25 protein-coding genes are annotated in these 22769 nt (G+C 68.0%); 15 read left to right on the top strand and 10 right to left on the bottom strand.

Annotated features, from left to right (window positions below; translation table 11 throughout):
• Positions 1 to 24: 24 nt before the first annotated feature.
• Positions 25 to 582, top strand: a complete 558-nt coding sequence (locus O2K97_RS06520; protein ID WP_269220921.1) for a hypothetical protein — start codon at positions 25 to 27, stop codon at positions 580 to 582.
• Between the two features lie 3 nt (positions 583 to 585).
• On the opposite strand, the gene tgt is transcribed toward O2K97_RS06520, so the two are convergent.
• The 3 genes from tgt to O2K97_RS06535 form a co-directional block, all read right to left on the bottom strand.
• The gene (tgt, locus tag O2K97_RS06525; RefSeq protein ID WP_269220922.1) at positions 586 to 1698 is read right to left on the bottom strand and encodes a tRNA guanosine(34) transglycosylase Tgt; all 1113 of its coding nucleotides are present in this window, start codon (positions 1696 to 1698) and stop codon (positions 586 to 588) included.
• A complete protein-coding gene (locus O2K97_RS06530; RefSeq protein WP_269220923.1) occupies positions 1699 to 2172 on the bottom strand; it encodes a hypothetical protein in 474 nt (157 codons plus the stop codon). It lies immediately after the preceding gene.
• Between the two features lie 63 nt (positions 2173 to 2235).
• Complete coding sequence (locus tag O2K97_RS06535) at positions 2236 to 2994, bottom strand: tRNA1(Val) (adenine(37)-N6)-methyltransferase (RefSeq protein WP_269220924.1); 759 nt, start codon at positions 2992 to 2994, stop codon at positions 2236 to 2238.
• A gap of 198 nt (positions 2995 to 3192) precedes the next feature.
• Between O2K97_RS06535 and O2K97_RS06540 the strand changes: the two genes are divergently transcribed.
• The 3 genes from O2K97_RS06540 (at position 3193) to O2K97_RS06550 (ending at position 5542) form a co-directional block, all read left to right on the top strand.
• Positions 3193 to 4134 (top strand): polyprenyl synthetase family protein, encoded by a 942-nt coding sequence (locus tag O2K97_RS06540; protein WP_269221116.1) that lies wholly within the window; start codon positions 3193 to 3195, stop codon positions 4132 to 4134.
• On the top strand, positions 4131 to 4766 hold the full coding sequence (locus O2K97_RS06545) for a squalene/phytoene synthase family protein (RefSeq protein ID WP_269220925.1): 636 nt from the start codon (positions 4131 to 4133) through the stop codon (positions 4764 to 4766). The genes O2K97_RS06540 and O2K97_RS06545 overlap by 4 nt, the downstream gene beginning before the upstream one ends.
• 80 nt (positions 4767 to 4846) lie before the next feature.
• The gene (locus tag O2K97_RS06550; protein ID WP_269220926.1) at positions 4847 to 5542 is read left to right on the top strand and encodes a VIT1/CCC1 transporter family protein; all 696 of its coding nucleotides are present in this window, start codon (positions 4847 to 4849) and stop codon (positions 5540 to 5542) included.
• On the opposite strand, the gene trmFO is transcribed toward O2K97_RS06550, so the two are convergent.
• On the bottom strand, positions 5539 to 6936 hold the full coding sequence (trmFO, locus tag O2K97_RS06555; RefSeq protein WP_269220927.1) for a methylenetetrahydrofolate--tRNA-(uracil(54)-C(5))-methyltransferase (FADH(2)-oxidizing) TrmFO: 1398 nt from the start codon (positions 6934 to 6936) through the stop codon (positions 5539 to 5541). The two genes, O2K97_RS06550 and trmFO, sit on opposite strands and share 4 nt — an antisense overlap.
• A 76-nt stretch (positions 6937 to 7012) precedes the next feature.
• Here trmFO and O2K97_RS06560 point away from each other — a divergent pair, with 76 nt between their 5' ends.
• Entirely contained in the window at positions 7013 to 7792 is a 780-nt protein-coding gene (locus O2K97_RS06560) for a hypothetical protein (RefSeq protein ID WP_269220928.1), read from the top strand.
• A 20-nt stretch (positions 7793 to 7812) separates the two neighbouring features.
• On the opposite strand, the gene O2K97_RS06565 is transcribed toward O2K97_RS06560, so the two are convergent.
• Both O2K97_RS06565 and O2K97_RS06570 read right to left on the bottom strand, forming a co-directional pair.
• Positions 7813 to 8469: a 3-oxoacid CoA-transferase subunit B gene (locus O2K97_RS06565; RefSeq protein ID WP_269220929.1), complete on the bottom strand. Its 657-nt coding sequence runs from the start codon at positions 8467 to 8469 to the stop codon at positions 7813 to 7815.
• A gap of 2 nt (positions 8470 to 8471) precedes the next feature.
• A complete protein-coding gene (locus O2K97_RS06570; protein ID WP_017504088.1) occupies positions 8472 to 9197 on the bottom strand; it encodes a CoA transferase subunit A in 726 nt (241 codons plus the stop codon).
• 343 nt (positions 9198 to 9540) lie between these two features.
• Between O2K97_RS06570 and O2K97_RS06575 the strand changes: the two genes are divergently transcribed.
• The 7 genes from O2K97_RS06575 (at position 9541) to O2K97_RS06605 (ending at position 16820) form a co-directional block, all read left to right on the top strand.
• On the top strand, positions 9541 to 10566 hold the full coding sequence (locus O2K97_RS06575) for an SAM-dependent methyltransferase (protein ID WP_269220930.1): 1026 nt from the start codon (positions 9541 to 9543) through the stop codon (positions 10564 to 10566).
• 11 nt (positions 10567 to 10577) lie between these two features.
• Entirely contained in the window at positions 10578 to 10991 is a 414-nt protein-coding gene (locus O2K97_RS06580) for a DUF2177 family protein (RefSeq protein WP_269220931.1), read from the top strand.
• 104 nt (positions 10992 to 11095) lie between these two features.
• Complete coding sequence (locus O2K97_RS06585; RefSeq protein WP_269220932.1) at positions 11096 to 12346, top strand: oligosaccharide flippase family protein; 1251 nt, start codon at positions 11096 to 11098, stop codon at positions 12344 to 12346.
• Positions 12330 to 13478, top strand: a complete 1149-nt coding sequence (gene glf / locus O2K97_RS06590) for a UDP-galactopyranose mutase (protein WP_269220933.1) — start codon at positions 12330 to 12332, stop codon at positions 13476 to 13478. The genes O2K97_RS06585 and glf overlap by 17 nt, the downstream gene beginning before the upstream one ends.
• Complete coding sequence (locus O2K97_RS06595) at positions 13475 to 14389, top strand: glycosyltransferase (protein WP_269220934.1); 915 nt, start codon at positions 13475 to 13477, stop codon at positions 14387 to 14389. Before glf ends, O2K97_RS06595 begins: the two co-directional genes overlap by 4 nt.
• A 35-nt stretch (positions 14390 to 14424) precedes the next feature.
• The gene (locus tag O2K97_RS06600; protein ID WP_269220935.1) at positions 14425 to 15612 is read left to right on the top strand and encodes an O-antigen ligase family protein; all 1188 of its coding nucleotides are present in this window, start codon (positions 14425 to 14427) and stop codon (positions 15610 to 15612) included.
• Positions 15588 to 16820 carry a glycosyltransferase family 4 protein gene (locus tag O2K97_RS06605; RefSeq protein ID WP_269220936.1) on the top strand — a complete coding sequence of 411 codons (1233 nt, stop codon included), beginning with the start codon at positions 15588 to 15590 and terminating at the stop codon, positions 16818 to 16820. The genes O2K97_RS06600 and O2K97_RS06605 overlap by 25 nt, the downstream gene beginning before the upstream one ends.
• Here the strand turns inward: O2K97_RS06605 and O2K97_RS06610 are convergent.
• The 3 genes from O2K97_RS06610 to O2K97_RS06620 all read right to left on the bottom strand — a co-directional run bounded on the left by O2K97_RS06610 (position 16766) and on the right by O2K97_RS06620 (position 19443).
• Positions 16766 to 17821 carry a glycosyltransferase family 4 protein gene (locus O2K97_RS06610; protein WP_269220937.1) on the bottom strand — a complete coding sequence of 352 codons (1056 nt, stop codon included), beginning with the start codon at positions 17819 to 17821 and terminating at the stop codon, positions 16766 to 16768. The two genes, O2K97_RS06605 and O2K97_RS06610, sit on opposite strands and share 55 nt — an antisense overlap.
• The gene (locus O2K97_RS06615) at positions 17814 to 18911 is read right to left on the bottom strand and encodes a glycosyltransferase family 4 protein (RefSeq protein ID WP_269220938.1); all 1098 of its coding nucleotides are present in this window, start codon (positions 18909 to 18911) and stop codon (positions 17814 to 17816) included. The genes O2K97_RS06610 and O2K97_RS06615 overlap by 8 nt, the downstream gene beginning before the upstream one ends.
• Before the next feature lie 70 nt (positions 18912 to 18981).
• Positions 18982 to 19443, bottom strand: coding sequence for a peptidylprolyl isomerase (locus tag O2K97_RS06620; protein WP_017504078.1), 462 nt, complete (start codon positions 19441 to 19443; stop codon positions 18982 to 18984).
• Between the two features lie 72 nt (positions 19444 to 19515).
• On the opposite strand from O2K97_RS06620, the gene O2K97_RS06625 reads away from it, so the two are divergent.
• A complete protein-coding gene (locus O2K97_RS06625) occupies positions 19516 to 20226 on the top strand; it encodes an RlmE family RNA methyltransferase (RefSeq protein WP_269220939.1) in 711 nt (236 codons plus the stop codon).
• 4 nt (positions 20227 to 20230) lie between these two features.
• Here O2K97_RS06625 and O2K97_RS06630 read toward each other — a convergent pair whose 3' ends face one another.
• Positions 20231 to 20776, bottom strand: a complete 546-nt coding sequence (locus tag O2K97_RS06630) for a DUF2061 domain-containing protein (RefSeq protein ID WP_161638682.1) — start codon at positions 20774 to 20776, stop codon at positions 20231 to 20233.
• A 127-nt stretch (positions 20777 to 20903) separates the two neighbouring features.
• Between O2K97_RS06630 and guaB the strand changes: the two genes are divergently transcribed.
• Positions 20904 to 22361, top strand: a complete 1458-nt coding sequence (guaB, locus tag O2K97_RS06635) for an IMP dehydrogenase (RefSeq protein ID WP_269220940.1) — start codon at positions 20904 to 20906, stop codon at positions 22359 to 22361.
• Between the two features lie 6 nt (positions 22362 to 22367).
• Positions 22368 to 22763 (top strand): MAPEG family protein, encoded by a 396-nt coding sequence (locus O2K97_RS06640; RefSeq protein ID WP_269220941.1) that lies wholly within the window; start codon positions 22368 to 22370, stop codon positions 22761 to 22763.
• Positions 22764 to 22769: the final 6 nt, after the last annotated feature.

The raw sequence follows: 22769 nt of genomic DNA on the forward strand, positions 1-22769 counted from the left end.
GTTTGGGCGTGGTCTAAAGTCAGAATGAAGCATCACAATCTGTACGGTCCGACGACCGCGATCCTGCTGATCGCGACGCTGAGCGGCTGCAACGCCGGTCGGTCGGCGATGGGCGGCGCCGAACAGGTCGGGGCGGGCTTCGCGGCGGCGGCGACGGCGCCGCTGGAAGACTTCAATCTGCGTCGTCAGATGATTCCGACGGTGCTGCTTCAGGCCGAAGCCAATCCCTACGACCTGCGCAATCTGAATCAGTGCACGACCATCGGCGCAGAGGTCGCACGGTTGGACGAGGCGCTGGGACCCGATACGGACGAACCGCCGCGTCAGGACGGCTCCTATCTCAGCGAGCGGGCGGCGGATGCAGCGGCCAAGGCGGCGCTGAACGCCATTCGCGACACGACGACCGACTTTATTCCCGGCCGAAACTGGATCCGTCGGCTGAGCGGCGCCGAACAGCACTCAAAGCACGTTCAGTCGGCCATCCAGTCCGGCCGAATGCGCCGCGCCTTCCTGAAAGGCATGGGCATGCAGCGGAACTGCGCGCCGCCGGCTGCGCCCAGCTGGTTCAGACCGCACCCTTAGGCGTCAGCCGTTCGACCTGTGGCGGGCGTGGAAGTCGCGCCTGAACTGCTCGAACCGGCCCTCGGAGATCGCCGCACGCATGGCCGCCGTCAGCGCCTGGTAAAAGGCGATGTTGTGCCAGCTCAGCAGCACCTTCCCGAGGATTTCGTCGGCGCGGATCAGGTGGTGCAGATAGGCCTTCGAATACTGCGATGACGGGCCATCGATGGTCGGGTCCAGCGGGTCCTGATCCTCGGCGAAGCGGGCGTTCTTCAGGTTCAGCGGGCCATCCCAGGTCCAGGCCTGACCGTGACGGCCGGCGCGGGTCGGCAGGACGCAGTCGAACATGTCCACGCCGCGATACACCGCCTCGACCAGATCGATGGGCTTGCCCACGCCCATCAGATAGCGCGGACGGTCGGCCGGCAGCATTTCGGGCGCATAGTCCAGCACCTCGCACATGGCCTGGTGGCCTTCGCCGACCGCCAGACCGCCGATGGCGTAGCCGTCGAAACCGATTTCTTGAAGCTGTTCCGACGACTGGCGACGCAGGTCCTTGAAGGTGGACCCCTGCTGGATGCCGAACAGGGCCTGGTTTTCACGCTCGCCGAAACGGGCCTTGGACCGCGCGCCCCAGCGGATCGACAGCTCCATCGCCTTCTTGGCCGCATCCTTCTCGGCCGGATAGGCGACGCACTGGTCCAGCTGCATCGAGATGTCGGCGCCGATCCGGTCGGCCTGGATTTCGATCGACCGCTCGGGCGTCAGGACGTGTTTGGAGCCGTCGATGTGGCTGGAGAAGGTTACGGCCTCCTCCTTGACCTTGGAGATGCCGGCCAGGGACATGACCTGGAATCCGCCGCTGTCGGTCAGGATCGGCTTGTCCCAGCCCATGAACGTGTGAAGCCCGCCCAGACGCTCCATCCGCTCGGGGCCGGGGCGCAGCATCAGGTGATAGGTGTTGCCCAGCAGGATGTCGGCGCCGGTCGCCTTGACCTGATCCACCGTCATCGCCTTGACCGTGGCGGCGGTGCCGACCGGCATGAAGGCGGGGGTGCGGATGTCACCGCGCGCGGTCTTTAGCACCCCGGTGCGGGCGCGGCCCTCGGTGGCAGAAATCTGGAAGGGGAAAGGCATTCAGGCGATCAGTCGTTCAAGCTGTTCGACGCGCGCCAGATCCTTGGGGCGGCCGAACAGGCGGTACAGGGCGATGTGGTCCCGGATATCCGGAACGAACAGGGGCGTGTCCTGGACGAAGACGCGGCGGCGCGAGCCGAAGGCGACTGGCGTCCAGTCGCCGCCGTCGCGGGTCTCCAGATCGGCCATGACCTCGACCAGTATCGGCTGATCCGGCGCGCGGCCGAAGACGGCGGAGCGGAACAGACCTTCGCCCGGATCGGGTATCACCACGCCGCCCAGCGCGCCCAGCAGGTTGCGCGCATCGCGCGGCGCGCACAGCACGTCGATATCGGGCACATGGATGTCGGTCAGGCCATAGAGCGCCATCGCCGCTCCGCCGAAAATCCACCACGGCTCGCGCAGGTCGCGCGCGGCCTCGCCGACGGCGATCAGGCCGTCTTGAAGATCATGCGGAAGGTCGTCGGGTGACACGGGGCGGGCTCGATTTCGTCAGGAGGCGGCATTTAGGCGTTCCGGTCGCGATTGACCACCCGATCACCATCCCAGCGACGCCTCGCCGCGCAGGATGGCTTCGGCCTGGGCGGTGTGCTTGCCGCCCTCGCGGTCGTGCAGGATCAGCGGCGGCAGCAGACGCAGCGGCGCGCGCCCGGTCTTTATGGCGTGCACCAGCACCCGCTTGGCCGGCTCGTCCGCGAAGGGATGGATGGGCCGCACGGCGAACGACCCCGCCTTTTCGCCCAGTAGAGCCAGCAGATCGGCCAGTCGGTCGGCGCGGTGAACGACCACGATGCGCCCGCCTTCCTTCACCGCCTTCAACAGGAAATCGGTCCACGCCTTCAGCCCGTCGTCGGCCATCCAGGCGCCCCGCTTGCCTTCGGCCGGGGCGCGCAACGCCTTGGCGTCATCGAAGAATGGGGGATTGGATATGGCCCAGTCGGCTGGCTCCACGCCGAGGGCCCGAACCCCCGCCGCCACGTCGCCCTGACGAATCACGGCGGATACGGCTGTGCCGTTCAGCGCCGCATTCTCGGTCGCCAGCGCCGCCATCGCCGGATCGCGCTCCAGTCCCGTCAGGGTCACGCCGGGCCGTCGCTTCGCGATCTGCATCAGGACCGCGCCCGCCCCGCAGCCCGCCTCGATCACGCTCTGGCCTGCCTCGGCCGGGACCGCCGCCGCCAGCAAAGCCGCATCCATCCCGGCGCGATAGCCGCGCGCGGGTTGACGCAAGCGCACCCGGCCGTTCAACAGGCCGTTCTCGACGATCGTTGTCGGCAGGGTTTCGACCGGCTCCAAGCCTCAATCTCCTTGACCCTCAAGGGGTCGAACATCATTGTGCGCCGCAACTCGCGGGGGCAAGCCGGCCCGGCCGCAAAAAGCCATTCCCGCGGCCCGCCGCGCCAGTGAAAGAGTATTCGTTTGGACGTCGCCATCGCCGCCGCTCACCGCCCGAAGGGGGACGTCAACGCCCTTGTCCGGCTGGCTGAGGTCGATATGGTGGCCGTGGACGCCCTGATCCTGGATCGGATGCAGTCGGATGTGCCGATCATACCGAAACTGGCCGAGCATCTGGTGTCGGCGGGTGGAAAGCGTCTGCGCCCCCTCATGACCGTCGCCGCGGCGCGCGCCGTGGGCGCGACGGACGACATCGTCGCGCCGCGCAAGCTGGCCGCTGCGGTCGAGTTCATCCACACCGCCACGCTCCTGCACGACGACATCGTCGATGCGTCCGAACTGCGTCGCGGCAAGGTCGCGGCCCATCTGATTTGGGGCGCCCCGACCAGCGTCCTGGTCGGCGACTTCCTGTTCGCCCGCGCCTTCGAACTGATGGTCGAGACGGATTCGATGCGCGCCTTGGGCATTCTGGCCGAGGCGTCGCGGGTGATCTCCGAGGGCGAGGTGCTGCAGCTGACGCGCGCCCACGACCTGAATCTGGACCAGGCCACCTATCTGCAGATCATCTCGGCCAAGACCGCCGAACTGTTCGCCGCGGCCGCCGAGGCGGGCGCGGTGGGCGCCGGGGCCGATCCGGCCGCGATTAAAGCCCTGCGCGATTACGGTATGGCGTTGGGCATCGCCTTCCAACTGGCGGACGACGCGCTGGACTACGGCGCGACGGCCGAGGCCTTGGGCAAGAACGCCGGCGACGATTTCAACGAGGGCAAGGCGACCCTGCCTCTGCTGCTGGCGGTCGCCCGCACGCGCGGCCGCGAGGAAGCCTTCTGGGAGCGCACCGTGACCAAGGGCGAGCGGACGCCCGAAGATTTCACCCGTGCGCGCGAACTCATCATCGGCTCGGGCGCCATCGGCGCGACGCTGGACCTCGCCGGCGACTATGCCGATCAGGCCAAGGCGGCTCTGTCGATCCTGCCGTCCAGCGACTGGCGCGCCGCGCTGGAAGACCTGGCCGATTTCGCGGTGTCGCGCGCCGCTTGACCGAGACTGCGGATACGCTCGACCAACAGGTCCGCACCGCCGACCTCGACCGCTGGCTGTCCAGTCGCCTGGTCGCGGATGGCCGCGCCCGCGCTGACCTGATCACGCTCTACGCCTTCGAAGCCGAGCTGATGAGCATCCCTACGCGCGTGACCCAGCCGCTCCTGGCCGAGATGCGCTATACCTGGTGGGCGGAACAGATGGACGGCGTCTTCGCCGGCGTGCCGCGCAAGGGCCATCCGGTGCTGGAGGCCCTGACCGATCTCGTCGCGCGTCACGGCCCGGACCGCACGACGTTCGACGCCCTGATCGACGCCCACATCGGCCGGGTGCGCGAACAGCCGCACGATCTTGACGCCTTCTACGTCGGCCCCATGCAGGTCGGTGTGCGGATACTGGCGGGCGAAGGCCATGATGCAGCCGTGGCGCCCGTCGGCCGGGTCTGGGGACTGGCGCAGACCGGTCGGGCGAAGGAGGCGTCGTCCCTGAAGCGAGCAGCCAATGCCGCGTTGAAGTCGCTGCCGCCCGAGGGATTCCCCGCCGTGGCCCACGCCGCCTTGACCGATCCCGACCGGGCCGAACCGCTGAAGCGGCTCAGGCTGATCGCGGCGTCCCTCGTCGGACGCATCTGAAGTCGCGACCGACTTCAGATCGCGCTTGCGCCGGCCCTCGATAGGGGCTGCTGTGGCGACGAACAGCGTGGAGATCCGCCGTGTCGCGAACCCATTTGGAACGTCATCTGATCGCCCGTATCGGCTGGCTGAGAGCCGCTGTCCTGGGCGCCAACGACGGCCTTCTGTCCACCTCCAGCCTGATCGTCGGCGTGGCCGCGTCCGGAGCCCCGAAAACGGCGGTTCTGGTGTCGGGCGTGGCAGGTCTGGTCGCGGGCGCCATGTCCATGGCGGCCGGTGAATATGTGTCGGTCAGCTCTCAGTCGGACACCGAAAAAGCCGACCTGGCCCGGGAAGCCGCCGAACTGGCCGCCGCGCCCGAGGCGGAACGGGATGAACTGGCGGCGATCTATGTCGAACGGGGCGTTCAACCCGAAACAGCGCGGGCTGTCGCTGAACAGCTGATGGCGCACGATTCGCTCGGTGCGCATGCGCGCGACGAATTGGGCATCTCCAGCTTCACGACGGCGCGGCCGGTCCAGGCGGCGTTGACGTCCGCCGCCACCTTCGCCGCGGGCGCCGCCTTGCCCCTGGCGACGGTCGCCATTGCGCCGACCAGCGGGCTGTTGATGTGGGTCGCGGCCAGCGCCGTCGCCGGTCTGATCGCACTGGGGGCCTTGGGCGCGCGGGCGGGCGGGGCCGACATCAGCCGGTCCGTGGTTCGCGTCGCCTTCTGGGGCGTACTGGCCATGGCGGTCACGGCCGTGATCGGACGGGTGTTCGGGACGGTGGTCTAGGCCGCCGCGTCGCGCCACGCCTTCAGGCTTTCCATCGCCCGGAGGCTCATCAGGCGCTTTTTGGCCCGGCCGCGTTCCTTCAGCGGGATCTTGACGCCCGCCTCATCGACCTTGGGCGCCTCGAGCGGCGGCAGCAGACCGTAGTTGATGTTCATCGGCTGGAACTTCGATCCTGCCAGATGCCCGCCGGTGATGTGCTCGACCAGGGCGCCCATGGCGGTCTCGGCCGGCGGCGGGGCCAGGTCGCGACCGAGCTCTTGCGCAGCGGCGAGACGGCCGGTCAGCAGGCCCATGGCCGCGCTCTCGACATAACCCTCCACACCCGTCACCTGTCCGGCGAAGCGCAGGCGCGGCATGGCCTTCAGCCGCAGTTGCTTATCCAGCAGCTGGGGACTGTTCAGATAGGTGTTCCGGTGCAGACCGCCCAAGCGCGCGAACTGAGCGTTCTGCAGGCCGGGGATCATGCGGAAGACCTCGGCCTGCGCCCCGTGCTTCAGCTTGGTCTGGAAGCCGACCATGTTGAACAGGGTTCCCAGCGCATTGTCCTGGCGCAGCTGAACAATGGCGTAGGCCTTGACCAGCGGATCGCGCGGATTGGTCAGGCCGACCGGTTTCATCGGACCGTGCCGCAGGGTCTCGCGACCACGCTCGGCCATGACCTCGATGGGCAGGCAGCCGTCGAAATAGGGGACGTGTTCCCAGTCCTTGAACTCAGCCTTCGGGCCGCTCAACAGGGCGTCCATGAAGGCCTCATACTGCGCCTTGTCCATCGGGCAGTTGACGTAGGCGGCCGCGTCGCCGCCGGGGCCTTCCTTGTCATAGCGCGACTGCCGCCAGGCGATGTCGAAGTCGATCGAGTCGGCGTGAACGATGGGGGCGATGGCGTCGAAGAAGCTCAAGGACTCTTCGCCCGTCGCCTTCAGGATCGCGTCGGCCAGGGCGGGGGAGGTCAGGGGGCCGGTGGCGACGATGACATTGTCCCATTCCTGCGGCGGCAGGCCGGCGATCTCTTCGCGCACGATGGTGACCATGGGGTGGGCGGTCAGTCTGGCGGTCACCGCCTGGGAGAAGGCGTCGCGGTCCACGGCCAGGGCGCCGCCGGCCGGCACCTGGTTGATGTCGCCGCAGGCCATGATGACCGAATCCAGCGCCCGCATCTCGGCGTGCAGCAGGCCGACCGCATTGAACTGCCAGTCGTCCGAGCGGAAGGAGTTGGAGCAGACCAGCTCGGCCAGGCCGTCGGTGTGGTGGGCGTCGGTCTTGACGCCAGGCACGCCGCGCATTTCGTGCAGGATGACGGGCACGCCGGCCTGGGCGATCTGCCAGGCGGCCTCGGAGCCGGCCAGGCCGCCGCCGATGACGTGGATGGGGGAAGGAGAGAGGGAAGCGCTCATCGCGGCCTTCTAGCGGGCGGGTGGCGCGGTGTCATGGCCCCCTGCTATATCCGCCGCCGGTCATCGGGGGCGTAGATTGAGCGAGCATCGGATTTTGCGACTGGGCGAGACGCTGTCGGCGGCGGTTCGCGCCTTGCCTCGCCTGTGGCGCGGGGCTTGCGGCGCGATCGTGCTGGCGGCCGTGGTCTGGAGCCTCAAGCCGCTGGCGGCGGGCGCAGTGGGCCTGATCTGGGCGGCGTGCGCACTGGCTTCGACCCTGGTGCTGGCGGGCGCGCTGGCGCGGATCGCCATCACCGACGATCTGGCTGGGGCGCGGCGGCTGGGCCTGGGGCCGGTCGGGTTGCAGTTCGGGCGGCCGGAGGTCCGGTTGCTGGGCGCGGGCCTGCTGTGCGCGATCTTTCTCGCCATGATCCTGTCGGTCGTAGCCCTGGTCCTGCTGGCCGTGTTCGGCATGGCCGAGTTGAACGCCCAGGCCATCGAGATGCGCCAGTGGAGCGCGGTGGGGCCGGCGTGGAAGCTGATCCTGCTGGCGGTCGTCACGGCCTTCGCCCTGTTCGCCGTCATCGCCTTCGCGGTGCGCCTGTCCCTGTTCGCGCCGGCGACGATCGGGCGAGGGCAGATGGTGTCGCTCCAGAGCATGAGCATCGCGCGCGGCGGCTTCTGGCCCCTGCTGGTCGGGCTTTTCGTTACGGCGGCGCCGAAGATCGCGCTGGTGTTGTTGTGGGGCGCGGGCCTGATGTCTGGCACGGCGGGCTGGATCGTCTTCGCCGTCGTGCTGACAGGCTTGCAGGCTCCGCTGACGATGGCTTTTGTGGGCGCCGCCTATCGCCGGCTGGAGCCCGCGCCGCCCCGGTAGACCAGAGCGGCGCAGGTTTATCAGGCGGCCTGCAAATCCGCCGCGATGGTGTAGGCCGCCTCGGTCTTGGCGGCGACTTCGTCGAGGGTGACGCCGTCGGCCAGTTCGATCAGCTCGAGGCCCGCGCCGTCCGGCTTGACGTCGAAGGTGGCCAGGTCGGTGATGATGCGGCTGACGACGCCCGTGCCGGTCAGCGGCAGGGTGCAGGTCTTCAACACCTTGGACTGGCCGTGCTTGTTGGCGTGCTCCATGACGACGACCACGCGCTTGACGCCCGCGACCAGGTCCATGGCGCCGCCCATGCCCTTCACCAGCTTGCCGGGGATCATCCAGTTGGCGATGTCGCCGTTCTGGGCCACTTCCATCGCACCCAGGATCGACAGGTTGATATGGCCGCCGCGGATCATGGCGAAGCTGTCGGCGCTGGAGAAGTAGGACGACTCCGGGATCTCGGTGATCGTCTGCTTGCCGGCGTTGATCAGGTCGGGGTCCTCGTCGCCTTCATAGGGGAAGGGACCCATGCCCAGCATGCCGTTCTCGGATTGCAGGGTCACGGTCATGCCGGCGGGGATGTAGTTGGCGACCAGGGTCGGGATGCCGATGCCCAGGTTCACATAGAAGCCGTCCTGCAGTTCCTGGGCGGCGCGTTCGGCGAGTTGTTCGCGGGTGCGGGGCATAATCAGACCTCCGATCCGGCGGCGGCGCCGGCGGCACGTTGACGGACGGTGCGCTGTTCGATGCGCTTTTCGGACACGGTCTGGACCAGGCGATCGACGTAGACGCCCGGCGTGTGGATGTGGTCGGGATCAAGCGAACCGACGGGGACGATCTCCTCGACCTCGACGACCGTGACCTTGCCGGCCGTGGCCATCATCGGGTTGAAGTTGCGGGCGGTCTTGCGGAACACCAGGTTGCCGCGCTCGTCGGCCTTCCAGGCCTTGACGATGGACAGGTCGGCGACCAGGCCGGTCTCCATGACATAGTCGCGGCCGTTGAAGTTGCGGACTTCCTTGCCCTCGGCGACCAAGGTGCCGACGCCGGTGGCGGTGAAGAAGGCGGGGATGCCCGCGCCGCCGGCGCGGATGCGCTCGGCGAGGGTGCCTTGCGGGTTGAACTCAAGCTCAAGCTCGCCGGCCAGATACTGGCGCTCGAACTCCTTGTTCTCACCGACGTAAGAACTGATCATCTTGGCGATCTGGCGGGTGCCCAGCAGTTGGCCCAGGCCGAAGCCGTCGACACCGGCGTTGTTGGAGATGACCGTCAGGCCCTTGACCCCGCTGTCGCGCAGGGCGGCGATCAGGTTCTCGGGGATGCCGCACAGACCGAAGCCGCCGGACATGACCGTCATGCCGTCGAAGGTCAGGCCCTCCAGCGCGGACGTGACGTCAGCGTAGATCTTTCCCATCGCTCTCCCTTTTTTCACTGCCTGATGAATATCGGCTTTTGACCACGCCTAACGCGGGGGCGGGCGGGGGGCAAGACGCGGCGTCGATCCGACGCGGCGATTTCAGACGGTGAAGGCGAAAAACAGAGTCTAATTCGTCTAATTCGTCTGAAACGACGGCGAGCCGGGTTCGAAAAAGAGAGCGCAATTGGTGCGCTTTCTACGGAATCGGTCGTCGCGGGAGGCGGATGTCGGCATCGCTTGGGTTGTGTTCAAGGGGACAGATATCCATCAGGCATCCATCGGGGCCGAGGCGTCGTATTGCAGTCAAGCCTGCAGCAAGATCCGACGATCGAGGACGCCGATGAACCTGACCAATGTCGCCATTCGCCAGCTTCAGGACGCGCCGTTCCCGGACTTCGTGACGCGTCCGGCGATCGACAGCCTGGTGACGGAGGCCAGAAAGCGTCTGGATCGCGACGGGCCGCATGACGAGGCGGCCTTTGCGCGCGAAATGGCGCAGCGCGCCATTGCCGAACATACGGATGCGGCGAACCAGCAGCATTACGAACTGCCGCCGGAGTTCTTCCAACTGTGCCTGGGCAAGCGGCTGAAATACTCCTGCTGTCTCTATCCCACGGGCCGCGAGACGCTGGATCAGGCGGAGGAGGCGGCGCTGGCCGAGACCTGCGCCCATGCCGATCTGAAGGACGGCCAGACGATCCTGGAGATGGGCTGCGGCTGGGGCTCGCTGTCGCTGTGGATGGCCGAGACCTATCCGAATGCGAAGATCACGGCGGTGTCGAACAGCCATGGCCAACGCGGCCATATCGAAGCGCAGGCGGCGGCGCGGGGGCTGACCAATCTGACGGTCATCACCCAGGACATGAACGCCTTCGACACCCAGCAGCGCTTCGACCGCATCGTCTCGGTGGAGATGTTTGAGCATATGGCCAACTGGCGCGCCCTGCTGACCAAGGCGAGACGCTGGCTGACGCCGGATGGGCGCATGTTCATCCACGTCTTCACCCACCGCGACGCGCCCTATCGGTTCGACCATACCGACAGCGGCGACTTCATCGCCCAGCATTTCTTCACCGGCGGCGTCATGCCCAGCCATGGCCTGATCCGACAGTTTCCCGACCTGTTCGCGGTCGAGCAGGAATGGACCTGGAACGGCGGTCACTATGCGAAGACCGCCAACGACTGGCTGGCGAACATGGACCGGAACGCCCCGCGGATCGCGGTGTTGATGCGTGAGACCTATGGCGACGACGCCAAACTTTGGACCCGTCGCTGGCGGCGGTTCTATCTGGCGACGGCCAGTCTGTTCGGAAACGACGAGGGCCGCACCTGGGCGGTCAGCCACTATCGACTGAAGCCGGCTTAAGGGAGACGAGGATGATCAAATATGTCGCGGCCTATCTCGGGGCCGGCCTGACCTTTGCAGCCATCGATTTCGTCTGGCTGACCACCATGACGAACCGGCTGTACAAGCCCGTCATCGGGCCGATCATGGCCGACAAGCCGGACATGAAGGCGGCGGTGGCCTTCTATCTGATCTCCATCGCCGGGACCGTGTTTCTGGCGATTGCGCCAGCCCTGAAAGACGGGAACTGGACGCGGGCGGCGATCAACGGGGCGGTGCTGGGCTTCGTCGCCTACGCCACCTATGACCTGACCAACCAAGCGACGCTGTCGGTTTGGCAGACCAAGCTGACGATCATCGACCTGATGTGGGGCACGGTTCTGACCACGCTGTCGGCGACCGGCGGCTATTTCGCCGCCCGGTGGGCCGAGGGCCGTTTCGGATAAAAGCCGCAAGCCAAGCCTGAGCTTGCGAACATCGTTAAGCGTGTTATGGCTCCCGTCTGGGTTGATCGCGGGGGCGGCAGTTGGGGGATGGCAGGCACCGGTTGATGTCGGCGCGGGGCGCGGCCGATGCGGGCTGGGTCTATGGCGCGCACGTCGCCCGCTATGTGTCGCCGCTGCTGCTCTATCCGGTTCTGACGCGACGCCTGGGGCTGGAAGGGTTCGGGGTGTTCGCGTCGGCCATCGCCGTGGCCTTGGTCGTGTCGGTGCTTGTCGATTTCGGGCAGTCGCTGTCGGGGCCGCGTGACATCGCCGGAGCCGTCGAAGGGCGCGGCGCCCTGGTGGGCCAAGCCCTGGCGATGCGCGGCGTGCTGATCCTGCCCGCCGCTGCCGTCGGCGTCGGTCTGGCGGCCTTGAATCCGGTGCTGGAAGGCGCGACCGTCGTCGTGGCCATGGCGGTCGTGCTGGGCATCGGGCAGGGGGCCAGCCTGCTGTGGTTCTTTCAGGGCATTCGCGATCCCGGTCCGGCGGCGATGCTGGAGGTTGGCTTCGCTATAGCCGCGACGGGAGCCGTTCTGGCGATGCCCGGTCTGGGCGTCGGCGGCGTGATGGCCGTCCAGGCGGGCGGCGTCTGGGCCGGATGGGTCGCGACCGGCCTCCTGCTGCTGCGACGGCAGGCGGTTCAGGCGCCGGAACGGGGCTTTGTGCGACGCGTGCTGAGCCAGGGCGGTCCGCTGTTCGCCAGTCGGGCGGTCATCGTCGCCTATACCGGGGCGGGTGTTCTGGTCGTCGCGGCGCTGGCCGGGCCGGCGCAGGCGGCGCTGTACGGGGCGGCGGACCGGCTGGTCGCGGCGTCCGGATCGCTGATGCGGCCGCTGGCCGGTCTGATTGCGCCCCGGATCGCCGGACTGCTGGGACAGGATCAGGCGGCGGCGTTTCGCACGGCGCGGTGCACGCTGGTCGCCTCGACCGGCGCGTTCGTGCTGCTGGCGGCGGCGCTGACGCTGGCGGCGCCGCTGCTGATCCGTCTGTTGTTCGGGCCGGGGTTTGCGGGCGCCGTCGAGGTGCTGCGTCTGTTGGCCTGGGTGCTGCCGCTGGTGGCCGTCAGCCAGGTGCTGGGGCTGCATCTGATGAACCCGCTGCGGATGGATGGACGGTTCGCGCTGATCGTGGCGCTGGGTTGTGTCGCGACGCTGGGGCCGGCGGTGGTGCTGGTGCCCGGCCTTGGCGCGGTCGGGATGGCGGGCGCGCGGATCATCGGCGAGGCGGCGGTGGTCGTGGCGTGTCTAATCGGGTTGAGGGCGCATTGGGGCGCGTTGTTCCAGACCGACGGGAGGCGCGATGTCCCGGCGATATGACTGGTTGATCGTCGGCGCCGGTTTCACCGGGGCGGTGGTCGCCGAACGACTGGCGCGCGGACTGGACCAGAGCGTGCTGGTGATCGATCAGCGCGACCATGTCGGCGGCAATGCGTACGACCGGCGCGATGCGGGCGGCCGGCTGATCCATCCCTATGGCCCGCACGTGTTCCACACCAACAGCGCGCGAATCTTCGACTATCTAAGCCAGTTCACGGCATGGCGGCCCTATGCCCATCGGGTTCAGGGGCAGGTGGATGGACGGCGGGTTCCGCTGCCGTTCAATCTGGATTCGATCGAGACGCTGTTTCCAGCCGCAACGGCCGAGCGGATGACGCAGGCCTTGGTCCAGCGGTTCGGTTTGGGTGCGCGGCCCAGCATTCATGACCTGCGACAGGCGGGGGACGATCCGGATCTGAGGCGGCTGGGCGACTATGTCTTCGACAAGGTGTTTGCTGGATACACCGCCAAACAGTGGGGCCTGCCGGTCGAGGCGCTGGACGCCTCGATCACCGCGCGGGTGCCGATCGCGGTCAGCCGTGACGACCGCTATTTCGTCGACCGCTATCAGGCCATGCCGCGCGACAGCTATGGGGCGCTGTTCCAGCGGATGCTGGACCATCCGAACATCACGGTGTCGCTGAACACGCCGATGGATCAGGTGGGGGCGGGGTCGTGGGACCGGATGGTCTATTGCGGCGCGCTGGACGACTATTTCGGCCGGTCGGTCGGGGCCTTGCCCTATCGCAGCGTGCGGTTCGACCATCAGGTCGTGGACGTCGAGGACGGCCTGCCGGTCGGGACAGTCAACTATCCCAACGACTTCGACTTCACGCGCATCACCGATTTCCGCCACCTGACCGGCGAGCGCGGGCCGACGACGGCGACGGTGACCGAATATCCGATGGCTTATGAGGCGGGCGTGAACGACCCCTATTATCCGATCCTGACGGAGGCGTCGCGCGCGTTGGCGGGGCAATATCGCGCGATGGCGGCGACGCTGGCGGGCAAGGTCTGGTTCGCCGGGCGGCTGGCCGATTTTCAATACTACAACATGGACCAGGCAGTCGGGCGGGCGCTGAGCCTGGTCGAGAAATCGCTGGCGCCGGCCATCGCCCGGATGGCGGCATGAGCACGTCGGTTTGGGCGGTGGTGGTGACGTGGAACCGGCGCGCGCTGCTGGAGCAATGTCTGGCGCATCTGATCGCCCAGACGCGGCATTGCGACGGCGTGGTGGTGGTCGACAACGCCAGCGACGACGGCACCGCCGAGATGCTGGCCGACGCCTGGGCGGGGCAGGCGATGGTGGTGCGGATGCCGGTGAACACGGGCGGGGCGGGCGGCTTCAACGCCGGCATTCGCGCGGCGATCGAAGCGGGGGCCGACCGGGTCTGGCTGATGGACGACGACGTGCTGGCGGCGCCGGATGCCTTGGAGGCCTTGCTGGCGGCGGAAGCGGGGCTGGCGGATGAGGGCGTCGTTCCGGCCTTCCTGTGTTCCAGCGTGAGGTCGCCTGAGGGGCATCTGACCAATACGCCCGAGATCGATCGGCGCGAGAATGTGCTGGGCTATCCGGCCTGGGGCGAGCGGCTGGAGCAGGGGATTGTGTCGGTGCGGCAGGCGACGTTCGTGTCGGTTCTGGTCAGCCGCGCGGCGGTCATGCGGCACGGCCTGCCGCTGGCGCCCATGTTCATCTGGGGCGACGATACGGAATATACGCTGCGGCTGGCGCGCGAGGGGCCGGGCTATCTGATCGCGGCCAGCCGGGTCGAGCATGTGCGCGCGGCGCCGGGACGGCTGACCATCGAGACCGAGCCGGATGCGCGGCGCGAACGACTGCATCGCTATCTGACGCGCAACGTCATCCTGGCCAAGCGGCGGCACGAGGGGCGGCGCTCGGCGCTGCGCTATGCCGCGTCGCGGCTAAGGCTGGCGGGTCGGCTGGCGCTGGGCGGACGCTGGCGCAAGGCCGGGGTGCTGGTCGCGGGCGTGGTGGACGGGGCGCGGTTCGATCCCGAGGTCGAGCATTGCAGGCCGTCCTGAGCGCATCACGACACGGAAAGCTGCGGTGGTCGCAGGTGCGCGCGGCCTATGAGCGGATGGCGTTGGGCTTGCTGGGCGTGGGCGTGACCTTGCCGCTGTTTCTGACGCCGGGGCAGGTCAGCGGGCCGCGGCTGGGGGATCTGGCGCTGGCGATCGGCTTGCCGCTGGTAGGTGTGACGTGGCGAGGCATGGCGCCGGTTCTGAGGGCGGCGGGCGTGGTCGCGGCGACGTTCTTGGCGATGACGCTGCTGGTGCAGGTCGCGCAGGGCGGCGATCGGCTGAATGTCGGGGATCTGGCCTTCTGGTTTCGATGGATCACCTCGGCGCTGGCGGGGCCGGCTGTGGCGAGCCTGATCCTGAGGGATGAACGACGGCGGCGGCTGTTCCTCTGGGCCATGCTGGCGGGCGCGGGGTTTCATCTGGCGACCTATGGGCTGGCGATGCTGGTCGGGCTGGAGCCTTTGCAGGCCGTGGGGCTGGCGTCGCCGCGTGCGATGGTGACCACCACGGCCGCGCAGGTGCGGCTGACGACCCTGGCCGAGCATCCGAATGCGGCGATGGTGATGATCGGACTGGCGGTCCCGGCAGGCGTGATGCTGGCGGGACGGCGCTGGGCGCGGCGCGGGACGACGTGGGGCGGCGTCGGCGTGGCGGCGCTGGGGTTCGTCAGCACCCTGTCGCGGGGCGGCATGATGGTGGCGATGCTTGCGGGGCTGACGAGGATGGTCGTTGGTTGGCGCTGGCGCGAGCAGGTTCGGCCGCTGGGCGTGGCGCTGACGGTCTGTGTGCTGGCGGCGGGCGCGATGGCTTTGCAGGCGGGGCGGTTCGACCTCGACGGCGGCCGGTTTGCGGGACGGTTCGATAGGGTAGCGTTGCAGGACAATCTGGCCGGACGCATGCTGACCTGGACGCGGACGGTCGATCTGATCGTGGAGAGGCCGATGGGGACGGGGTGGTCGTCGGCGGACGAGATGGGGGCGTTTCGGGCGCTGTCGGTCAGCCACAACGGCTATCTGTTCACCGCGCGGACGGCGGGCGTTATGAGCGCGCTGGTGCTGCTGGGGCTGCATCTGGCGTCGGCTGCGCGGCTGGACGCGCTGACGCCGCTGTCGGTCTATGTGCTGGCGGCGATGTTCGGCGAGGACCTGACGCAGGGGGCGGGGATGGTCTTCCTGTGCTGTCTGGTGGGCGTCCTGGCGTGGCGAAGGCCGCTGGCGCCGTGAGGGTGCTGATCGTCAACACCCTGTATCCGCCGGCGCAGGTGGGCGGGGCGGAACGCAGCGTGGCGCAGTTGGCCCAAGGGCTGAGGCGGGCGGGCGTCGAGGCGTCGGTGCTGACGCTGACGCCGGGGCGCGAGACGGTGCACGAACGGATCGACGGCGTGCCCGTGCAGCGCCTGCCGCTGCGAAATCTGTACTGGCCCTATGACGGCGCGCGGCGGTCGGCGGTCCGGCGGGCGGTCTGGCATGGGTTGGAGGCGGCCAATCCGCTGATGGATCAGGCGGTGGATAGGGCGGTCGCGCGGGTGCGGCCGGATCTGATCCATCTGCATCTGATGACGGGATTTTCGCTGTCGGTCTATCGCGCGGCGGCGCTGTGGGATCTGCCGCTGGTGCAGACGCTGAGGGACTGGTCGATGCTGTGCGCGCGGGCGTCGCTGTTTCGACGCGGACGGCGTTGCGAGCGGCGGTGTGGGTCGTGCGTGTTGCTGACCGCGGGCAGGCGGGCGCGGTCGCAAGGGGTGGATCATGTCATCGGCCTGAGCGGGCCTGTGCTGGAGACGCACCGGGCGGCGGGATATTTTCGGCGGACGCCGGCGTCGGTGATAGGCAATGCAGCGGGTGCGGCGGCGATCGCGCCGAAACCATCGCTGGTCGAGGCGCCGACGATGCGGTTCGGGTTCCTGGGGCGGGTCGAGCCGGAAAAGGGGATCGAGGTTCTGCTGACGGCGACGAAAACGTTGGACGGCGACTGGAGATTAATGATCGCCGGGCGGGGCGACGCGGACTACTTGCAGGCGTTGAGGCGGGCGTATGCGGATCCGCGCATCGTCTGGCTGGGGCAGGTGGAGGCGGCGGCGTTCTGGCCCAAGGTGGATGTGCTGGTCGCGCCGGCGCTGTGGGCCGAGCCGTTCGGACGCAGCGTCGCGGAGGCGGTTCAGCAGGGGCGGGGCGTGATCGCCTCGCGCATCGGCGGCTTGCCGGAGGCGGCGCAGGGGGCAGGGGTGTCAGCCCTGGTGGAACCGGGGGATACAGGCGCGCTGACGGCGGCGATGCAGGCGGCTGTGGACCAGCCGGAACGCTGGCGTTTCGCGGCGGTCGGTGCGCCGGCCTGGACCGAGGCGTCGATCGTCGAGGCCCACAGGGCCGTTTATCGTCAGGTGCTGAGCAGAAGGTCTTTGATGATTTCGGCCGAGCGGGACCAGGCGTAACGATCGGCGCGGCGAAGGCCGGCGTCGCGACGGGCGACATCCGGTCGGCTGAGCAGTTCAGCCATATGGGCGGCCAGGGCGGCGTCGTCGGCGGGGGCGAAATAGAGGGCGGCGTCGGCGCAGACCTCGCGCGTGGCGGGAATGTCGGAGGCGATGACCGGACAGCCGAGGCTCATCGCCTCCAGCGGCGGGATGCCGAAGCCTTCGTAGAGACTGGGAAAGACGAGGGCCTGCGCGCCGCCGAGCAGGGCGGCGATTTCTGCGTCCGAGCGACGGCCGGCGAAGGTCAGGCGCGGGTCGGCCGGAAAGGCGGAACGGTCGAAGACGGCGCCAGGTCGGTCGCCGACGAGGACCAGCCTAACGGCGGGGTCTGCAAGATGGGACAGGGCGCGAATGGCGAGGGCGAGATTCTTGTTCGGCGTCAGATTACCCAGGCCCAAGAAGTAGGGACGCATCGTCAGGCCTAGGCTTTCGATGACGGCCGGGTCCGGCGTGATGTTGCGAAGATGGTCGGCGCTGTTCGGGGCGACAGCGATGCTGTCGGGCGACAGGTTTAGGACCGAGGCCAACTCGCGCCGGGAAAACGCGGAGACGGTCGCCAGCCGCGCCCGGCGCGCCAGGATCCTGTTTAGGGCGCGGTGAAAGGCGGCGTAGCCTGTTCGGAAATGCTCAGGAGGACGAAAGACGGCGGCGTCGTGGATGACGACGATCTGCCGCCGGTGCAGCACCGGACCCGAACCCCCTAACGAAAGCAGCCGGCCATGGCGCGCGGTCCAGGCCAGGGCGGTCTGTTCCCACAGATGGCCGCCTGCGCCCGCGATCGTGCGGGTCGGGATGTTGAGCAGGTTCGGTTTCTCGGCGCTGGGGGGCGTCAGCAGGACGTAGCGGTCGGCGGCGTCGGGGCGCTGGTCCAGGGCGCGGACGATCTGACGCGCATAGCGCTGAACCCCGCTCATCGGCTGGGTCAGGAAGCGGCCGTTGATGAAGATGGGTTCAGCCACCGAGACGTCGGCGGGCGAAGGCGTCGCGGTAGATTTGGACGGTTTGTTCGGCCATGCCTGAGGCGGACAGCAGGCCCGGCGCAATCGGCAGGGGAACGACGCGGCTGGTCAGCGCGGCGCGCATCGCCTCGGCCAGATGATCGGGCGAGGCGTCGACGGGCAGGCGGTCGATGCGCGCGCCAGCCTGGATCAGACGCCCGATCCCGCCGACGTCGGTGCAGACGATCGGCAGGCCCAAGGCGGCCGCCTCGATCATGGCGTAGGAATCGGCCTCGTAACGGCTGGTCATGGCGAAAAGATCGAAGCCCGCCATCAAAGGCCCGGCGCCGCGTGAACCCAGCAGACGGAGGACGTCGCCGCCGGCGGTCCTGACCGCCGAGGCCAGATCACCGTCGCCGATCATGACGCCGATGATGCGCGGATCGATGGCGTTCGCTCGGCGGACGGCGTGAGCGAACCGGACGGCGTCTTTCTGAGCGCAAAGCCGGCCGACGAAGCCGACGACCAGAGCGTCCTCGGGAACGCCAAGGGCTTGGCGGGCTGCGAGAAGATCGTTGGCGGGGGGCGCGGCAAGGCCGTTGGGGACGACGTGCAAGCGGTTTCCGCCGAGCCCCCAGCGACGGGCGACGACGGCTTCTTCTTCAGAGACGGCAATGATGGCGTCGTCGGACCGGGCCAAAAGCGCCTCAGTCGCGCCGGCGATGATCGTCGTCAGGCTGTCCGGGCCCATCATCGGCAGGGCGTGAGGGGTGTAGATCTTGGCGGCGCCGGGCGCTTGGGCCAGGCGGACCAGGGCGCCGGCCTTGGCGCTGTGACCGTGAACGATCTCGAACGGGCCAAGACGCGCGATCAGGCGGTTCAGGGCGTGAAGGGCGGCGACGTCCCACGGTCCGACGCTGCGTCGGATCGGCAGGCGTTCATTGGCGTGGAGGGGAAGGGCGGCGACCGCGGCCTCGAACCAAGGCTCTGCGCGGCGTGGCGACCAGATCAGGGACACCTGATGGCCGCTTCCGATCAGGGCGCGGGCCAGATCGACCACATGACGCCCCGAGCCGCCGCCGGACGGCTCGATGACCAGAAGAATGCGCAATGTCGTCCCCCGACGATGGCTCAGTGTTGCAACTGAAAGCCATCATCGGGAAACGTCAAGATTGAGTGCTTTAGTTGACCGTCGCCTTGACGATCTTGCCGGGGCTGCGCGGCGGCTCGCCCTTGGGCAGGGCGTCGACGTGTTCCATGCCCGATTCGACCTGGCCCCAGACGGTGTACTGGCGGTCCAGGAAGGTGGCGTCGTCGAACACGATGAAGAACTGCGAGTTGGCGCTGTTGGGGTCCGAGGTGCGGGCCATCGAGCAGACGCCGCGCACGTGCGGCTCGGCCGAGAACTCGGCCTTCAGGTTCGGTTTCTTGGAACCCGAGGTGCCGGTGCCGGTCGGATCGCCGCCCTGGGCCATGAAGCCCGGGATCACGCGGTGGAAGACCACGCCGTCGTAGAAGCCTTCCTTGGCCAGTTCGGTGATGCGTTCGACGTGGCCGGGCGCCAGGTCGGGGCGCAGCTTGATGACCACGTCGCGGGCTTCGCCGTCGCCGGTGTCCAGGGTGAAGGTCAGGGTGTCGGCCATGTCGGTCGTCCTCTTTGGGTTGATTTGAGGCGGGACATAGCCCGCAACGCCGGTCGGGGCTATGTGGGAACGATGAGCGAAGACGAAAAGCCCCAGGAACGCCGCCGGATGGTGAAACCGCCCACCGGCGGAACCGCCGCCGGACGCGGCATGGGCACCAAGATGAAGACGGCCGACACCAAGTCGATGTCGAGCCAGCAATGGATCAAACGCCAGCTGTCGGACAAATGGTCCGAAAAGGCGCGGGCCGAAGGCTGGCGCTCGCGCGCGGCCTTCAAGCTGATCGAGATCGACGACAAGTTCCGGCTGATCAAGCGCGGGTCAAAGGTCATAGACCTGGGCGCGGCGCCGGGCGGCTGGGTTCAGGTGGCCTTGAACCGGGGGGCGGGCGCGGTGGCGGGGGTGGATTTGCTGATGATCGCGCCGATCCCGGGCGCGACCCTGCTTCAGGCCGATTTCACAAATCCGGGCGTGGACCAGCAGTTGATCGACGCCATCGGCGGGGCGCCGGACCTGGTGCTGTCGGACATGGCGCACAATACGGTCGGGCACCGCCAGACGGACCATCTGAAGATCATCGCCCTGATCGAGATCGCCGCCGACTTCGCCATTCGCACGTTGCGGCCCGGCGGCAACTTCGTCTCCAAGAACTTCCAGGGCGGGGATGCCGGCGGGGTTCTGGCGCGGCTGCGCGAGGAGTTCGAGACGGTGAAATACGTCAAGCCGGCGTCGAGCCGTAAGGACAGCGCCGAGGTGTTTCTGGTCGCGCTGAACAAGCGCTGACGCGTCAGGCGGCGGCTGCGCTCGCGCGGGCCCGACGGTCCTCCATGCGGGTCCAGATGCGGTCGTGCAGCGTGAAGAAGAGCGTCTGCACCAGAGGCTCGACCATTCCGATGGTCAGCGCCGTGCGGATGTCGTTGGTCAGGGCGTAGGCCACGGCGACCGCCACGGCGAAATGCATAACGCCGTAGGTGACGGTCTTCAGCGCGATCTGTTTGAAAGACCGGGGCAGGGCGTGGCTGTGGCCGTGATGGGCGTCGTGCGAGCGGCGCTGTTCCTCGGGCGACATGATGTCGAGGCGGGCGGTGAAGGCCTCTGTCGCCTCCTCAATATTGGAGGCCATGCGCCGCCGCTCGACCTTGTGCCAGACGCGGTCGTGGACGGTGTAGGCGATGGTCTGAAAGATCGGCTCGACCATGCCGACGGCTAAGGCGATGCGCCAGTCGCGGGTGATGGCGAAGGCGACCAGAATGGCGACAATCAGGTGCATGACGCCATAGCTGGCGATCTTCAGAGCCAGTTTGCGCGCGGTGCTGAGGATGACGCCGACCATGCGGAGAGAATGGTGAGCGGCCCTGCAGGTTGCAAAGCAATAAAATCTATCGGGCCCATAACCGCAATCGGCCTTGCCCCCGACCCCCGCATCCCGTTATACGCGGCCCGCAAAACGGAGACTCCCTATGGAGATACGCGAAGGACTGACCTTCGACGATGTTTTGCTGGAACCCGGCGCATCCGAGTTCATGCCGGCGATGGTCGATGTCTCGACCCAGCTGACGCGCGACATCAAACTGAACATCCCGCTGCTGTCGTCCGCCATGGACACGGTGACGGAAAGCCGCCTGGCCATCGCCATGGCCCAGTCCGGCGGTCTGGGCGTTCTGCACCGCAACATGACCATCGAGGAGCAGGCCGACGAGGTCCGCGCCGTCAAACGCTATGAGAGCGGGATGGTGGTCAATCCGGTGACGGTCGGCCCGCAGACGACGCTGGGCGAAGTGCGCGAGATCGTGGCCGCTAAGAAGATCACCGGCTTCCCCGTCGTGGATCCGGCGACGGGCAAGCTGGTCGGGATGCTGACCCACCGCGACATGCGGTTCGAGAGCGACCTGAGCCTCACGGCGGCTTCGCTGATGACCACGGGCGACCTGATCACCGTGCGCGAGGGCGCCAGCCGCGACGAGGCGCGCGAGCTGCTGAAGACCCGCAAGATCGAACGCGTCATCGTGGTGGACGAGGATTATCGGGCCGTCGGCCTGATTACGATGAAGGACATCGAGAAGGCCCAGGCCTTCCCCAACGCCGCCAAGGACGAGCAGGGCCGCCTGCTGGTCGGCGCAGCCTCCACCGTCGGCGACGCCGGATACGAGCGGGCCATGGCCCTGGCCGAAGCGGGTTGCGACGTCGTGGTGATCGACACCGCCCACGGTCACTCGGCCTCGGTCGCCCAGGTGGTCGAGCGAATCAAGCGCGAGAACAACCGGCTGCAGATCATCGCCGGCAATGTCGCCACCTATGATGCGACGCGGGCCTTGATCGACGCAGGTGCGGATGCGGTGAAGGTGGGCATCGGTCCCGGCTCCATCTGCACCACGCGCATCGTCGCCGGCGTGGGCGTGCCGCAGCTGACGGCGGTGATGGACTCCGCGCGCGCGGCCAAGGGCACGGGCGCTTCGGTCATCGCGGACGGCGGCATCAAATATTCGGGCGACCTGGCCAAGGCCATCGCGGCCGGAGCGAACGTGGCCATGATGGGCTCGATGTTCGCCGGCACCGACGAAAGCCCCGGCGAGGTCTTCCTGTACCAGGGCCGCAGCTACAAGTCGTATCGCGGCATGGGCTCGGTCGGGGCCATGGCGCGCGGCTCGGCGGATCGGTATTTCCAGAAGGAAGTCTCGTCCGAGAAGCTGGTGCCCGAGGGCATCGAGGGCCAGACGCCGTACAAGGGGCCGATCAGCCCGGTGCTGCACCAGATGGTCGGCGGCCTTCGCGCCTCCATGGGCTATGTCGGCGCCGGCACGATCCCCGAGTTCCAGGAGCGCGCGCGCTTCGTGCGCATCACCGGCGCGGGCCTGCGTGAAAGCCATGTCCACGACGTGATGATCACGCGTGAAGCGCCCAACTATCGGCAAGGGTAGGCGACCATGACGACCGAACTCACCTATCTGGCCCTGACGCTGATCCTGGCCCTGGTTCAGATCTTCCTGCCCGCCGGGGCGCGGACGGCCGAGTTCGGCTCGAAATGGAATGCGGGTCCGCGCGACGAGACGCCGGAGGCGAAGAAGCCGCTGACCGGCCGTCTCGAACGCGCCCAGGCCAATCTGTACGAGACTCTGCCGCTGTTCACCGGCGCAGTGTTGATCGCCCATGTCATCGGCGCGTCCAGCGCCCTGACGGTGTGGGGCGCGGCGCTCTATTTCTGGGCGCGGGTGGTTTATGTGCCGCTCTACGCCTTCGGCGTTCCCTATGTCCGGTCGCTGGTCTGGGTGGTCTCGCTTGCGGGACTGGTCATGGTCCTGGCGTCCCTGTTCTTCGTTTGAAAGCCT

Source organism: Brevundimonas vesicularis (assembly GCF_027105095.1).
Taxonomy (GTDB): domain Bacteria; phylum Pseudomonadota; class Alphaproteobacteria; order Caulobacterales; family Caulobacteraceae; genus Brevundimonas; species Brevundimonas vesicularis_E.

Excerpts from the sequence above, each read along its gene's own strand:
- O2K97_RS06625 (WP_269220939.1), top strand. The coding sequence starts at position 19,516 with ATGAGCGAAGACGAAAAGCCCCAGGAACGCCGCCGGATGGTGAAACCG.
- O2K97_RS06620 (WP_017504078.1), bottom strand. The coding sequence starts at position 19,443 with ATGGCCGACACCCTGACCTTCACCCTGGACACCGGCGACGGCGAAGCC.
- guaB (WP_269220940.1), top strand. The coding sequence starts at position 20,904 with ATGGAGATACGCGAAGGACTGACCTTCGACGATGTTTTGCTGGAACCC.
- O2K97_RS06520 (WP_269220921.1), top strand. The coding sequence starts at position 25 with ATGAAGCATCACAATCTGTACGGTCCGACGACCGCGATCCTGCTGATC.
- O2K97_RS06570 (WP_017504088.1), bottom strand. The coding sequence starts at position 9,197 with ATGGGAAAGATCTACGCTGACGTCACGTCCGCGCTGGAGGGCCTGACC.
- O2K97_RS06585 (WP_269220932.1), top strand. The coding sequence starts at position 11,096 with ATGTCGGCGCGGGGCGCGGCCGATGCGGGCTGGGTCTATGGCGCGCAC.
- O2K97_RS06575 (WP_269220930.1), top strand. The coding sequence starts at position 9,541 with ATGAACCTGACCAATGTCGCCATTCGCCAGCTTCAGGACGCGCCGTTC.
- O2K97_RS06640 (WP_269220941.1), top strand. The coding sequence starts at position 22,368 with ATGACGACCGAACTCACCTATCTGGCCCTGACGCTGATCCTGGCCCTG.
- glf (WP_269220933.1), top strand. The coding sequence starts at position 12,330 with ATGTCCCGGCGATATGACTGGTTGATCGTCGGCGCCGGTTTCACCGGG.
- O2K97_RS06595 (WP_269220934.1), top strand. The coding sequence starts at position 13,475 with ATGAGCACGTCGGTTTGGGCGGTGGTGGTGACGTGGAACCGGCGCGCG.
- O2K97_RS06630 (WP_161638682.1), bottom strand. The coding sequence starts at position 20,776 with ATGGTCGGCGTCATCCTCAGCACCGCGCGCAAACTGGCTCTGAAGATC.
- tgt (WP_269220922.1), bottom strand. The coding sequence starts at position 1,698 with ATGCCTTTCCCCTTCCAGATTTCTGCCACCGAGGGCCGCGCCCGCACC.
- O2K97_RS06580 (WP_269220931.1), top strand. The coding sequence starts at position 10,578 with ATGATCAAATATGTCGCGGCCTATCTCGGGGCCGGCCTGACCTTTGCA.
- O2K97_RS06540 (WP_269221116.1), top strand. The coding sequence starts at position 3,193 with ATGGTGGCCGTGGACGCCCTGATCCTGGATCGGATGCAGTCGGATGTG.
- O2K97_RS06565 (WP_269220929.1), bottom strand. The coding sequence starts at position 8,469 with ATGCCCCGCACCCGCGAACAACTCGCCGAACGCGCCGCCCAGGAACTG.
- trmFO (WP_269220927.1), bottom strand. The coding sequence starts at position 6,936 with ATGAGCGCTTCCCTCTCTCCTTCCCCCATCCACGTCATCGGCGGCGGC.